Annotated in this window: 15 protein-coding genes; 8 read left to right on the plus strand and 7 right to left on the minus strand. The window is 73.2% G+C overall.

Annotation, left to right across the window (positions count from 1 at the left end; genetic code table 11):
• Positions 1-141: 141 nt before the first annotated feature.
• Entirely contained in the window at positions 142-570 is a 429-nt protein-coding gene (gene mce / locus NRK68_RS23620) for a methylmalonyl-CoA epimerase (protein WP_046776186.1), read from the minus strand.
• A gap of 135 nt (positions 571-705) precedes the next feature.
• On the opposite strand from mce, the gene NRK68_RS23625 reads away from it, so the two are divergent.
• Both NRK68_RS23625 and meaB read left to right on the plus strand, forming a co-directional pair.
• Positions 706-1,905 (plus strand): acetyl-CoA C-acetyltransferase, encoded by a 1,200-nt coding sequence (locus NRK68_RS23625; RefSeq protein ID WP_257856650.1) that lies wholly within the window; start codon positions 706-708, stop codon positions 1,903-1,905.
• 77 nt (positions 1,906-1,982) lie between these two features.
• Entirely contained in the window at positions 1,983-2,945 is a 963-nt protein-coding gene (meaB, locus tag NRK68_RS23630; protein ID WP_030964224.1) for a methylmalonyl Co-A mutase-associated GTPase MeaB, read from the plus strand.
• Positions 2,946-3,121: 176 nt separating this feature from the next.
• On the opposite strand, the gene NRK68_RS23635 is transcribed toward meaB, so the two are convergent.
• The 4 genes from NRK68_RS23635 to NRK68_RS23650 form a co-directional block, all read right to left on the minus strand.
• Positions 3,122-3,598: a MarR family winged helix-turn-helix transcriptional regulator gene (locus NRK68_RS23635; RefSeq protein WP_183067458.1), complete on the minus strand. Its 477-nt coding sequence runs from the start codon at positions 3,596-3,598 to the stop codon at positions 3,122-3,124.
• Positions 3,599-3,662: 64 nt separating this feature from the next.
• Positions 3,663-4,463 (minus strand): AIM24 family protein, encoded by an 801-nt coding sequence (locus NRK68_RS23640; RefSeq protein WP_046776187.1) that lies wholly within the window; start codon positions 4,461-4,463, stop codon positions 3,663-3,665.
• 14 nt (positions 4,464-4,477) lie between these two features.
• Positions 4,478-5,128, minus strand: a complete 651-nt coding sequence (locus tag NRK68_RS23645) for an AIM24 family protein (protein WP_046776188.1) — start codon at positions 5,126-5,128, stop codon at positions 4,478-4,480.
• Positions 5,128-5,766 (minus strand): AIM24 family protein, encoded by a 639-nt coding sequence (locus tag NRK68_RS23650; RefSeq protein ID WP_079025529.1) that lies wholly within the window; start codon positions 5,764-5,766, stop codon positions 5,128-5,130. Before NRK68_RS23650 ends, NRK68_RS23645 begins: the two co-directional genes overlap by 1 nt.
• Positions 5,767-5,952: 186 nt before the next feature.
• On the opposite strand from NRK68_RS23650, the gene NRK68_RS23655 reads away from it, so the two are divergent.
• From NRK68_RS23655 to NRK68_RS23675, 5 genes are all read left to right on the plus strand, one after another.
• A complete protein-coding gene (locus NRK68_RS23655; RefSeq protein WP_046776190.1) occupies positions 5,953-6,297 on the plus strand; it encodes a DUF3817 domain-containing protein in 345 nt (114 codons plus the stop codon).
• Positions 6,294-6,590 (plus strand): MTH1187 family thiamine-binding protein, encoded by a 297-nt coding sequence (locus NRK68_RS23660; RefSeq protein ID WP_183067366.1) that lies wholly within the window; start codon positions 6,294-6,296, stop codon positions 6,588-6,590. Before NRK68_RS23655 ends, NRK68_RS23660 begins: the two co-directional genes overlap by 4 nt.
• A 717-nt stretch (positions 6,591-7,307) precedes the next feature.
• Positions 7,308-8,006: a hypothetical protein gene (locus NRK68_RS23665; protein WP_183067459.1), complete on the plus strand. Its 699-nt coding sequence runs from the start codon at positions 7,308-7,310 to the stop codon at positions 8,004-8,006.
• Positions 8,003-8,683 (plus strand): DUF4166 domain-containing protein, encoded by a 681-nt coding sequence (locus NRK68_RS23670; protein WP_257856651.1) that lies wholly within the window; start codon positions 8,003-8,005, stop codon positions 8,681-8,683. The genes NRK68_RS23665 and NRK68_RS23670 overlap by 4 nt, the downstream gene beginning before the upstream one ends.
• Positions 8,680-9,321 carry a TetR/AcrR family transcriptional regulator gene (locus tag NRK68_RS23675; RefSeq protein ID WP_257856652.1) on the plus strand — a complete coding sequence of 214 codons (642 nt, stop codon included), beginning with the start codon at positions 8,680-8,682 and terminating at the stop codon, positions 9,319-9,321. The genes NRK68_RS23670 and NRK68_RS23675 overlap by 4 nt, the downstream gene beginning before the upstream one ends.
• A gap of 40 nt (positions 9,322-9,361) precedes the next feature.
• Here NRK68_RS23675 and NRK68_RS23680 read toward each other — a convergent pair whose 3' ends face one another.
• Together NRK68_RS23680 and NRK68_RS23685 are read right to left on the minus strand one after the other, a co-directional pair.
• Positions 9,362-10,387 (minus strand): glycoside hydrolase family 6 protein, encoded by a 1,026-nt coding sequence (locus tag NRK68_RS23680; protein ID WP_183067369.1) that lies wholly within the window; start codon positions 10,385-10,387, stop codon positions 9,362-9,364.
• Positions 10,388-10,531: 144 nt separating this feature from the next.
• Complete coding sequence (locus tag NRK68_RS23685; protein WP_183067370.1) at positions 10,532-11,527, minus strand: ArsR/SmtB family transcription factor; 996 nt, start codon at positions 11,525-11,527, stop codon at positions 10,532-10,534.
• Between the two features lie 115 nt (positions 11,528-11,642).
• Here NRK68_RS23685 and NRK68_RS23690 point away from each other — a divergent pair, with 115 nt between their 5' ends.
• Positions 11,643-12,896, plus strand: a complete 1,254-nt coding sequence (locus tag NRK68_RS23690) for an MFS transporter (protein WP_183067371.1) — start codon at positions 11,643-11,645, stop codon at positions 12,894-12,896.
• Positions 12,897-12,913: the final 17 nt, after the last annotated feature.

Genomic DNA, 12,913 nt, shown 5'->3' on the forward strand with positions numbered 1-12,913 from the left:
CGCTCGCCCGCTGAACGACGCCCCCGGGGGAATGGTGTCAGATACCGGGGCAGGGGTCACAGGCCCCGACCCTCTCCGCACCGAACCCCGGCCGAGCCATGGCCACTCTACCGGCCGGGGAATCGGGCCATCAGTGGTCCATCAATGGTCGGGGTTCGAGGTGACCAGTTCGGTCAGGACTCCGTGGCAGTCCTTGGGGTGCAGGAAGGTGATCGAGGAGCCCATCGAACCGGTGCGGGGCTGGTCGTAGAGCACGCGGACGCCCTTGCCGCGGATGGCCTCCGAGTCGCCCCGGACGTCCTCGGTGCCGAAGGCGATGTGGTGCACGCCCTCGCCGTTCTTGGCGAGCCACTTGCCGACCGCGGAGTCCTCGCGGGTGGGCTCCAGGAGCTGGATGTAGGAGGCGCCGCCGTCGGAGGTTTCGTTGATCTTCAACATGGCTTCGCGGACGCCCTGCTCCTCGTTGACCTCGGAGTGGAACACCTCGAAGCCGTACGTGGCACGGTAGAACTCGACAGTCTTGTCCAGGTCGAAGCAGGCGATCCCGATGTGGTCGATTCTTGTCAGCATGGGGACAGTGCACCGCCGAAGGGGGTCGTCACGCAACGTGCGCGCGATCACACCGGCTGCCCGGTGACCGCTGCGGTACCGCCCAGTACATTCACGTAAACCCTCGTTCACTCCTCATCCAAGGGGCTGTGCCTCATGTCCGGATCGAACAACACCACTTCCGTGATCGTCGCCGGGGCCCGCACGCCCATGGGGCGGCTGCTCGGCTCGCTGAAGTCCTTCTCGGGTGCCGACCTCGGCGGCTTCGCCATCAAGTCCGCGCTGGAGCGGGCCGGGATCTCCGGCGACCAGGTCCAGTACGTGATCATGGGCCAGGTGCTCCAGGCCGGCGCGGGCCAGATCCCGGCCCGCCAGGCGGCGGTCAAGGCCGGCATCCCGATGAACGTGCCCGCCCTGACCATCAACAAGGTGTGCCTCTCGGGCCTGGATGCGATCGCGCTGGCCGACCAGCTGATCCGCGCCGGTGAGTTCGACATCGTGGTCGCGGGCGGGCAGGAGTCGATGACCAACGCCCCGCACCTGCTGCCGAAGTCCCGCGACGGCTACAAGTACGGCGCGGTGGAGATGCTGGACGCGATGGCCTACGACGGCCTCACGGACGCCTTCGAGAACATCGCGATGGGCGAGTCCACCGAGAAGCACAACACCCGCCTGGGCATCGAGCGCGCCCCGCAGGACGAGTTCGCGGCGGCCTCCCACCAGCGCGCGGCCGCCGCCCGGAAGAACGGCGTCTTCGAGGCCGAGATCACCCCGGTGGAGATCCCGCAGCGCAAGGGCGACCCGGTGATCTTCTCCACCGACGAGGGCATCCGCCCCGAGACCACGGTGGAGTCCCTGGGCAAGCTGCGTCCCGCCTTCGCCAAGGACGGCACGATCACCGCCGGCACCTCCTCGCAGATCAGCGACGGCGCGGCCGCCGTGGTCGTGATGAGCAAGGCCAAGGCCGAGGAGCTCGGCCTGGAGTGGATCGCGGAGATCGGCGCCCACGGCAACGTGGCCGGCCCGGACAACTCCCTCCAGTCGCAGCCGTCGAACGCGATCCTGCACGCCCTGAAGAAGGAGGGCCTGGAGGTGTCCGACCTGGACCTCATCGAGATCAACGAGGCTTTCGCCGCCGTCGCCGTGCAGTCAATGAAGGACCTGGGCGTGACCCCGGAAAAGGTGAACGTCAACGGTGGCGCCATCGCCCTGGGCCACCCGATCGGCATGTCCGGCGCCCGCGTGGTGCTGCACCTGGCGCTGGAGCTCAAGCGCCGCGGCGGCGGGGTCGGCGCGGCCGCGCTGTGCGGCGGCGGCGGCCAGGGCGACGCGCTGATCGTCCGCGTCGCCAAGTAGGCGGCCCGGCCGCCGGGCCCGCAACCGGCCCGGCGGCCCCCACGTATCCCGTACGAGAACCGAGGAGCGCAGCACGTATGACGGCGGTGGACGTCCCCCAGCTGGTGGCCCAGGCGCGTGAGGGCAGGCCGAGGGCGGTGGCCCGGCTGATCTCGCTGGTCGAGGGGGCGTCCCCGCAGCTGCGCGAGGTGATGGCCGCGCTGGCCCCGCTGACGGGCGGGGCGTACGTGGTGGGCCTGACCGGGTCGCCGGGCGTCGGCAAGTCGACGTCGACCTCGGCGCTGGTGTCCGCCTACCGACGGGCCGGCAAGCGCGTGGGCGTCCTCGCCGTCGACCCGTCCTCGCCCTTCTCGGGCGGGGCGCTGCTCGGCGACCGCGTACGGATGTCGGACCACGCCTCCGACCCGGGGGTCTACATCCGATCCATGGCCACCCGCGGCCACCTGGGCGGGCTCGCGTGGGCCGCGCCGCAGGCGATCCGGGTCCTGGACGCGGCCGGCTGCGACGTGATCCTCGTCGAGACGGTCGGGGTCGGGCAGTCGGAGGTGGAGATCGCCTCGCAGGCCGACACCTCGGTGGTGCTGCTGGCGCCCGGGATGGGCGACGGGATCCAGGCCGCGAAGGCGGGAATCCTGGAGATCGGCGACGTGTACGTGGTCAACAAGGCCGACCGGGACGGCGCGGACGCGACCGCCCGGGAGCTGAACCACATGCTGGGGCTGGGCGAGGCGCGCGGCAGGGACGACTGGCGGCCGCCGATCGTGAAGACGGTCGCCGCCCGCGGCCAGGGCATCGACGAGGTCGTCGAGGCGCTGGAGAAGCACCGGGCGTGGATGGACGAGCGCGGGGTACTGGCCGAGCGGCGCGCGGCCCGAGCCGCGCGGGAGGTCGAGACGATCGCCGTGACGGCGCTGCGGGCACGGATGGCGGACGTCCACGGTGACGCCCACCTCGGCGCGCTGGCCGCCAGGGTCGCCGAGGGCGACCTGGACCCGTACGCGGCCGCCGACGCCCTCCTGGCGACCCTCACGGAGGCCTGAGAGCCCCCGGTCCCCGCCTCCGGCCGAGCCTGCCGGGGCACACCGCAGGCCCGTACGGCACGCCGTACGGGCCGGGCGCCGGAGCCGCGCTCACGGGTGCTCGGCAGCGGCCGTCCGCGGGCGGACACCACCCCCTGTCCGGCCCGCCGCCCCGAGGGGCGCGCGGAGCGCCCGGCTCAGACCTTGCCGCGGGTGCCGCGCAGGTGCTCCGCGACCGGGGTCAGCGAGGCGCGCAGCGCCGCCAGGGCCTCCGGCGACAGCAGGTCGATGAAGTGCCGTCGGACGGACGCCACGTGGTGCGGGGCGACCTTCCGCATGGTCTCCATGCCCTCGTCCGTGAGCACCGCGTACAGGCCGCGGCGGTCGGACTCGCAGTTGACCCGGCGGACCAGGCCCGCCGTCTCCATCCGCGTGATCTGGTGCGACAGCCGGCTCTTCGACTGCAGGGTGGCGGTCGCGAGGTCGCTCATGCGCATCCGGTGGTCCTGCGACTCCGAGAGGTTCACGAGGATCTCGTAGTCGTTGTTGGTGAGCCCGAAGGGCTGGAGATCCTTTTCCAGCTGGTGCATGAGGAGCCGGCTGACGTCCAGGTGGGTGCGCCAGGCGCACTGCTCCGCGTCGGTCAGCCAGCGCGTGGCCGTCTCGGTCTCCATGGTCTCCATGAATGAACTCTACCTAAAAAGTTGAATTGCGTACAAAGGTCGGAGGTCCCGGCTGTCACAGTCCGAAGCGGCGCTGGAGGTCACCCAGCTGCCCGGGCATCCGCGGCACACCGATCTGCCCCAGCGGCCCCTGGCCGGCTCCCGGCACGCCCTGCGCGTTGCCCGTGGCCGCCCCGGCGCCCACCGTGCCGACCGACTGCTCCGCCATCAGCATCTCCGAGGACTGCAGGAGCACGGTTCCGGCTCCGACGAACTCGAACTGGTGCTCCTCGCCCGAGGTGCCCCCGATGCCGGCCAGCGAGCGCAGTCCGCCCATCACGCCGGACATGTAGCCGTGATCGTAATGGTGACAGGGAGACGGGCAGTCCGCCCAGCCGACCAGCGCCTGCGGGTCCACCCGCAGCGGCGGCTCCATGAACACCACCGGCCCGTTGGAGGCCGCCACGAACTTGCCGGTGCCGATCAGCGTCAGGAAGCCCGGGACGATCGACTGCTTCAGGGCCAGCGAGGGCTGGTACGCCAGCAGGTTTCCCGACCGGATCGTCAGGTTGCCGTTGTCCAGGTCGTACGAGTTCACGTCGAAGGCCCGGTCGGCCAGCAGCATCTTGCCCTGGCCCTCGGCCACCACCCAGTCACTGGCGTGCAGCGGCGAGTGGAAGCTGGTGCGCAGCAGACGGTCGAAGCGGCCGTTGCCGATGCCGTTGAACTCGATGTGCCCGTAGTACGAGATCATCTTGCCCTTCTGCAGGAACCACTGGCTCCCCTTGAGCTCCACGCAGAAGGTGTACGCGTTCACGTTGTCGTCGGAGGGCAGGGTGTACGGGTCGAAGACCGTCGGGCCGCCCGGTCCGCCCATCACGGGGCCAAAGTTCACAGCTTCTCCTCGGAGGCCTGTACGTACACCGCGCCCTGACCGGACAGTTCCAGCTGGAACGCCTCGCCCGAGCCGCGTCCCACCATGTCCCGCCAGCCGAGGGCGGTGGAGAGCTTGTTCCTGACGTCCCCGTGGTGGGCCACGTAGGCCTGGGGGTCCACGTGGACGGGCCGGTTCGGGGTGATGGGGAGTTCGATGACCCCGCCGTGGGCCATCACGGCGACCGAGCCATGGCCCTTCAGGGTGGTGGTGAACAGGCCCTGGCCGGTCACCTGGCCGCGGACCATGCCCATGACCCCGCCCTGCGAGCCCATGAACATCGTGCCCTGCTGGAGGGTCCCGTCGAAGGCGAGCAGCCGGTCGGCCTCGACGTAGAGGGTCTCGCCGGTCAGGTTGATCACCTGGATGTGGTGGCCGCCGTGGCCGAACATCACGGTGCCGCTGCCCTCGACCGTCATCAGCGGGGTCTGCTCGTTCGCCACGCGGCGCCCGATCATGCCCATCACCCCGCCCTGACCGCCCGTCAGGCTCGGAGTGAAGGAGACGTCGCCGCGGTAGGCGAGCATCGCTCCACGCTGGCTGAACATCTTCTGGCCCGGGACGACCTGGGCCTCGACCATCTTCGAGTTGATCTCGCGGAACGGCATCAGATGTCGCCCCCGACGGTGTTGCGCTCGCTGGGCTGCACGTAGACCAGGCCCTCGCCCTCGAAGCGGATCTGGAACGCCTCGCCCGAGCCCTCGCCCATGAGCGTGCGGAACGTCACACCGGACTGGAAGGACTGCTGGAGGTTGCCGGTGTGCGCGATGTACGCCCCCGGGTCGACGGACAGCGGGTACTGGGCGCTCACGCGCAGCACCACGGCCGGGCCGTCGGAGATGATCGCGGCCTGGCCCGATCCCTCGACCGTCGTGGTGAAGAGACCGTTGCCCGTCGAGGCGCCCCTCAGCCCGGTGAAGGTGGTGCCGGTGCGCAGTCCGGCGTCGGTGCACAGCAGGTTGCTGGACTCGACGTAGAGCTTCTCGCCGTGCAGATTGACCAGATTGATCTCACTTGCACGGTCGGCGAAGAAGCAGGTGCCGTGTCCCTGAACCTCCATCACCGTCATCTGTTCGCCGGTCAGCCGGCGGGTCACCATGCCGCGGAGGCCTTCGCCGCCGCCGCTCATCTTCTTGAAGGCCATCTGCCCGTCGTACGCGACCATGGAGCCGTTCTTCGCTTTCACGGCGTCCCCGGTCAGGTCGACGGCCAGCACCTTGCTGCCTTGGAGTCGGAACTGAGCCACGGGGAGACGTTATCGGCAGCGGGCGGACCCGAACAGAGTCCCGTGGCCGGATATATGACACACCCGGGCGTTTGGGAGCGTTCCCGGTCCCTCCCGGCGCGGGCCCGGAGGCGGGGGCCGGGTCAAGATCCCGTAAAGCGGCTGAGACACTGGAGGCGACCCTGGCCTCCACCCCGAAGGTTCCACGTGGACATCAAGACCGCCTCCGCCCTGCACCGTCTGCGCCTCGTCTCCGTGCCGGAGGCGCTGTCGTTCCCGGCCCTGCTGATCTTCGGCTCGCTGCTCAGCCGGATCTCGGACATCGACTACCTGCTGCTGCCGCTGGGTCTCCTGCACGCGTTCCTGTTCATGGTCTACTCGGTGCTGCTGCTGGACGTGTGGTACAAGGCGAAGTGGCCCTTCAAGAAGGTCCTGTTCTTCTTCGTCCTCTCGGTGGTCCCCCTGGGCGGCCTCTACGGCGACAAGCTGCTCAAGCGCGAAGAGGCCGACAGCGTGGTCGCCGCCCGTGCCCGTGAGGCGGCCCAGGCGTGATCGTCGCGTTCTCGGTGACCCCGCTGGGGGTCGGTGAAGAGGTGGGCGAGTACGTCGCCGACGCGGTCCGCGTGGTCCGCGAGTCCGGGCTGCCGAACCGCACCGACGCCATGTTCACCACCGTCGAGGGTGAGTGGGACGAAGTGATGGACGTGATCCGGCGTGCGGTCGCCGCCGTCGAGGAGCGGGCGCCGCGCGTCTCCTTCATCCTCAAGGCCGACATCCGCCCCGGCGTCACCGACGGGATCACCTCCAAGGTGGAGACGGTGGAACGCCACCTCGGGCAGGCCTGAACCGGCCGCCCCGTACGCCCGAAGCGCCCCCGGCCGACCCGGCCGGGGGCGCTTCCGCGTTCCCCCTGCGGGGTTGCTCGACGGTCCGGCTCTGGCTTCGCCGGGCCCGGTGCCCTTCCCCTGCGGGGTTGCTCGGCGGTGTGCTGTTCGGTGGTGTGGTGGGGCGGGGGTGTGTGGTGTGGGGTGGTGCCCCGCACGAGGGTCTCCTCGGCCGTGGCCCTGCGGGGTTGCTCGGCGGTGTGCTGTTCGGTGGTGTGGTGGGGCGGGGGTGTGTGGTGTGGGGTGGTGCCCCGCACGAGGGTCTCCTCGGCTCGGCGCGTGCTGCCTGTCACGGCCGTGCGGCCCGGGTGCCGCCTCGTCCTGCGGGGACCCTCCTGCGTGTCCCCACCCCACGGCAGCGCTCCGGCGAGCCACGGCCGAGGGGAGGGGGGACGGTGCGGGGTGTCCCCGCAGGACGAGCGCGCGACCAGGGCCGCCTGGCCGGGGCGTACCCGCGCGCGCCGAGCCGAGGAGACACCCCGGACCGGCCCCGCTCCCCGACCCCGACCACCCCCGCCCGGCCAGGGGCCCGAGCCGGACCGCTGGGTCACCGCAGGGCGCGGCCCGGGCGGAGCCGGACTGCCGGGCAACCCCGCAGGGGCAGGGTTGAGCGATCGCTCAAACTCGCCTACAGTCCCGGTTGAGCGATCGCTCAAAACGCGGGAACGGGGGGTGGCCGTGGGCCTGTACGTCGAGACGTTCGTCCGGGCCGGGATGGACGAGCTGTGGGAACGCAGCCAGGATCCGGACCGGCACCAGCGGTGGGACCTGAGGTTCACCTCCATCCACTACCTCCCGCGGTCCGAGGGCGAGCCGCAGCGGTTCCGGTACGCGACCCGCGTGCTGCCCTTCGTCTCCGTCGACGGGACCGGCGTCTCCGCGGGGGAGCGCCGCCGGCCGGACGGGACGAGGGTGTCGGCCCTGCGGTTCGCCTCGGACCACCCGCTCTCGCTGCTCGCCGAGGGCAGCGGCTACTGGCGCTACGTCCCGGACGGCGACGGCATCCGCTTCCTCACCGGCTACGACTACCGGCCCCGCTGGGGCCGCTTCGGGGCGCTCGCCGACCGGTTCGTCCTGCGGCCGCTCATGGGCTGGGCCACCGCCTGGTCCTTCGACCGGCTGAGGCTGTGGTGCGAACGCGGCACCCCGCCGGGCCTCGCCCTCGCCCGGGCGGCGGGCGAGAGCGCATTGCGCGCCCTGCTGTCCGCGGCCGCCCTGCTGTACGCCCCCACGGCCGTGGCCCTGCTCGTCCTGGCCGCGGCGGTACTGCTGCCGCCCCTGCCCGGCACCCCGGCCGCCCGCCGCTGCCTGCGCACCCCGCCCGGCCGCACCCCGGTCGCGGCCCCCCGTCTGCTCAGCACCCTGGAGCCGTCATGACCTCCATCTTCCGGGCCCACATGGGCGCCGGCTTCGACCGTTTGCACCCGCAGATCCAGCGCCGGTTCTCGGTCGGGCTGGAGAGCGGGGAGGGCTGCGTCGGCCGCGGGACCATGGACCGGATCTGGCACGGCGGCAGTTTCGTGAAGCCCTTCCTCCGGCTCGGCGGGATGCGCAACATCCTGGTGCCGCGCGAGGGCCGCGACGTCCCCTTCGTCATCGAGAACCTCCCGTACCTCGACTCCTTCGGGCGCGAGACCGTCACCTTCGTGCGGACCTTCCGGCTGCCCGGCGGGCCGCACCGGTTCGACGCCACGATGGTCCACAGCCCCGAACGCGACTGCGTCCTGGACTACCTGGGCACGCACCAGCACCTCGCCAGCGACCTGCACATGAGCGCCGAACCGGACGGCTCGCTGCTCATCCGCTCCGGTGAACACCGCTTCCGTGAGGGGCCCGTCGACGTCCGCGTCCCCGACCTCATCGGCGGCGACGCCGAGGTGCGTGAGTCCTTCGACGACGCCACCGGCCGGTTCCGGATCCGGGTGCGGGTGGTCAACCGCCGCTTCGGACCGCTCTTCGGCTACGAGGGCTCCTTCACCGCCCAGTACGTGGACGTCCGCACGCACGGGGTCCGCGGCGACCTGCGGCCGGTCCGCGAGGAGGTCCGGGCGTGAGCGCGGCCAGTGCGGCCACCAAGGAGAAGCTCCTCGAAGGGGCCCTGCGCACGCTCGTCGAGCAGGGGATCGCCAAGGCCTCGGCCCGCACCATCGCGGCCACCGCCGGCGTCGGCCAGGGCCTGATCTTCTACCACTTCGGCTCCGTCGACGACCTGCTCGCCGCCGCCTGCCGGTACGGGGCCGAGCAGCGGGTGGCCCGCTACCGCGACCGGCTCGCCGCACTGGGCGGCCTCGGCGAACTGGTGGAGTTCGCCCGCGCGATGCACGCCGAGGAGCGGGAGGCCGGGCACGTCGCCGTGCTCGGTCAGCTGCTGGCCGCCGGGCAGAACTCGCCCGCCCTCGCGGCCGCCACCGCCGACGGACTCGGCCTGTGGATCGCGGAGCTGGAGGCGGTGCTCACCCGGCTGCTCGCGGCGACCCCGCTGGACGGGTTCGCCGACCCCGCGGGGCTCGCCCGGGCCACCGCCGCCTCTTTCGTCGGCATCGAGCTGTACGAGGTGGTGGACCCGCACGGCGCCGGCCGCGCGTTCGACGCCCTGGAGCAGCTCGCCGGACTGGCCGCGCTGCTGGAGGGCCTGGGCCCGCTGAGCCAGCGCGCGGTCCGCCACGGTCTCCGCCGCGGCACCCGTACCTGACCCGGAGGGCCGGCCAGGGCCTCGTGGGCTCCGGGGCGGGTCAGTCGTGGGCGCGGCGGGCCAGGCCCAGGGCCTGCTCGGGCCACCAGGTGCCGGCCGGCGGGCCACCGCGGCAGGTCCCGTCGGACTCGCCGGGCCGCTTCACCCAGAGGTACGCGTCGACGAGCGGGTCGTCGGTCCGGTCGGTCGGCGGGGTGCCGAGGGCGCGGCCCGGAGGGTTGCACGAGGCCGGGGTGCGTTCGCCGGGCAGCGGCCCCGCGCCGTTGCGGCCGGTGTCGACGACGAAGTGCCTGCCGCCGACCGCCCGGGAGAGCTCGGCGCCGTAGGCCCGGACGGCCGCGTCCGGCTGGAAACCGGAGACGTTGAGGGCGAAGCCGTCGGCGCGGTCGAGGCCCGCCTCGCGGAGGGGGCCGGCGAGGTCGGACGGGTCCCGGATCCACGCCGGATCGCCCGCGTCCAGGTAGACCTTCGTGTTGCGGTTCTTCTTCAGCCGGTCGACGGCCTCGGAGAGCAGCCGGTAGCGCTCGGCGCGCTGCTCGGCGCGCACGCAGCCGTCGACGGCGTGCGCGACGGCGTGCGGTTCCAGGACGACGAGGGCCCGGGCGTCCCCGATGGCATCGGCGAAGGCGCCGATCCAGCGGCCGTAGGCCCGGGCGTCGGCGGCGCCCCCGGCCGGCTGCTTCCCGCAGTCGCGGCCCGGGAGGTTGTGCGCGGCGAGCAGCAGGGTCCGCCCGGCCGCCTTCGCCGCCGCGCGGGCCCGGCGGATCCCCGGGCCGGGATCGCCCGGCCGCCCCCACAGCGCGACCGGGCGCTCGGCGATCCGGCGCAGCACCTGGGCGTCGTCGTAGCGGCCCGTCGCCTCCCACGCCGTGACCTGCCGGGCGGCTTCGCTGCCCGGGTCCACCCAGAACGGGGACGCACCGTCGGTGGCGGCCGGGGCGGGGGCCCCGGGAGCCGCGGCGGGGCCGGCGGGACCGGGCTGCGGTGCCGAGCCGCAGGCGGTGGCCGCCGCGAGGAGCAGGACGAGACCGAGGGCTGCTGCGGGCCGGGCGGCGACGGGTGGCATCCGGTTTCCTCGGGGCGAAGGGCCGGGCGGCGGACCATGACGCCGCATGACCGGAATATGGTGACATGGCGGACAACCGGCCCGGCCGCGCGACACCGCCCGCCGCCCGCGCGGCTCCGCCCGCGCCTTGTCGGCCCGTACCGGTCAGCCCGTGGCGTCCCCCGTGGTGAGGGCGATGGCCAGCGGGGTGCGTTCGTAGAGCACCTGGTGCCCCCGCCGGGCGGAGATCAGCAGGCCCGCCGCGTGCAGCACCCCCAGGTGGGCCGAGACCGTGGACGGGGCCAGCCCCAGGCGGTGCGCCAGGGCCGTGGTGGACGCCGGCTCGTCCAGCGCGCACAGCACGTCCGCCCGGGCCCGGCCCAGCAGCCGGGCCAGCGCGGTCGGCGTGTCCGCACCCGCCGGGGTCCACAGGGCGCCGATGCCCCGCGCCGGGTAGACGACCGTCGGCTGCCAGGGCGGGTCGAAGCCGCCCGCGATACCCGGCCAGACGAAGGCGCTCGGCATCAGCAGCAGCCCCTGGCCGCCCAGGACGCGGTCGTGGTGGCTGGGCCGCTCGATGGTCAGGGTGAGCGAGGCGGCGTCCCAGGACAGGTCGGGGTGCAGGCCGTCGAAGAGCGACTCCAGCCCGCCGGCGGCGAGGCGGCGCGTGTGGAAGAGGACGTCGGCCTCCAGCAGCGCCCGCAGCCGGGGCCAGTGCGGCTCGACCAGCACACCCCAGGCCCGTTCCAGCAGATCGGCCAGCTCCCGCACCGACCGCGCCGGATCGGCCAGCAGGTACCGGCCCAGATCGCTGTCGAGCGCACCCGGCGTACAGGCCAGCGCCCTGCGCATGTCCTCGCGCGCCGCGTCCGGGTCGGCCGCGCGGATCACCGCGAGCTCCTCCTCGAAGGAGCCGCCCGGCCCGCTCGGCGGCGGGCTGATGAAGTCGGTGCTGTGCCCCCGGCGCGGCATCAGCAGCCACAGCGGCCGCAGGTCCAGCCCGTCGGCGGCGGCCCGGATCCGCCGGAGCCACGGCAGGTGGTAGCCCTGCCGGTCCGGGCGGCTCAGGGTGCGGATCGCCTCCTGCGTCTCCCACGCCGGCGACAGCGCGAACCGGCACCGCAGCAGGTCCTCGTGCCCGAAACGATGGTGCAACCCCATGCCGCACCCTCCCGCTCCCCGGACCGGTCCGCCCGGCATCCGCCCGGCATCCGTCCGACATTCGCCCCAGGCCGAATCTCTACGCAGGCCAGCCTAGGCCCCCGACGCTGCCGTCATGGCAACCCTCACCCCGGCCCCGGCCGAAGCGGGCTCCGCCGGCTACCGCACCGTGCTGCGGACACCGGAGTTCCCCGCCGTCTTCGCCGCACACCTGATGTCCGTACTCGGCCTGGTCGTCGCCGAGATCTCCCTCTCCGTCCTCGTCTACCGCCTCACCGGCTCGCCGCTGATGAGCGCGCTCACCTTCGCCCTCGGCTTCCTCCCCTACGCCCTCGGCGGCACCCTGCTCGCCGGGATCGCCGACCGCCACCCCGCCCGGCGGGTGCTCGTCACCTGCGACCTCGTCTGCGCGGCCTGCGCGGCGGCCATGGTGCTGCCCGGCACCCCCGTCGCGGTGCTCCTCGTCCTGCGCTGCGCCCTGGCCTTCGTAGCCCCCCTCTTCCAGGGCACGCGCAACGCCTCCCTCCCCGACATCCTCGGCTCCGGCGACGCCTATGTCCTGGGCCGGTCGCTGCTGCGCATGGTCGCCCAGAGCGCCCAGCTCATCGGCTTCGGCCTCGGCGGGCTGCTGCTCACGGTGCTCGCCCCGCGCGGCGCCATCGCGCTGACGGCCGCCGGATTCCTCGGCTCGGCCCTGCTGCTGCGGCTGGGCACCCGTGCCCGTCCCGCGCGGACGACCGTCCGCACCTCCCCGCTCGCCGGGATGCGGGCCGTCCTGGGCCGGCGCCGGCTGCGGGCGCTCACCCTCCTGTTCTGGCTGCCGCCCGTCTTCCTCGTCGTCCCGGAGGCGCTGCTCGCCGCGTACGCCGACGGCATCGGCGCGGGGACCGCCGCCCTCGGGCTGATGATGTGCGCCATGCCCGTCGGCACCATCGCCGGGGAGCTCTGGGCGGGCTCCGCGCTCAGCGCGCGGACCCGTTCGCGGATCGTGGCCCCGCTGGCCGCCGCCGGACTGCTGCCCTTCCTCCTCTACGCCGGCCGGCCGGGCGTGCCCCTGGCCCTGTGCGCGCTGCTGCTCGCCGGGCTGGCCCACGCGTACACCCTGGGGCTGGACCAGTGGTACGTGGACGCCGTCCCCGAGGAACTGCGCGGCCGGGCGATGACCCTGCTCGGCACCGGTCTGATGACCCTCCAGGGAGCCGGCATGGCCCTGGCCGGTCTCGCCGCCGAATTCCTCCCGGTGCACGTGGTCGTCACCGGGGCCGGGGTGCTCGGCACCGCCGTCGTCCTGGCGCTCCTGGCCGAACTGCGGTCCGCCGTCCGGCAGGAGGAGCGACTGAGGGATGAGACGGCCCCCGCCGGGAAGTGACCTCCCGGTAGGGTCGG

The sequence above is a fragment of the Streptomyces yangpuensis genome (genome assembly GCF_024666385.1).
GTDB lineage: Bacteria > Actinomycetota > Actinomycetes > Streptomycetales > Streptomycetaceae > Streptomyces > Streptomyces yangpuensis.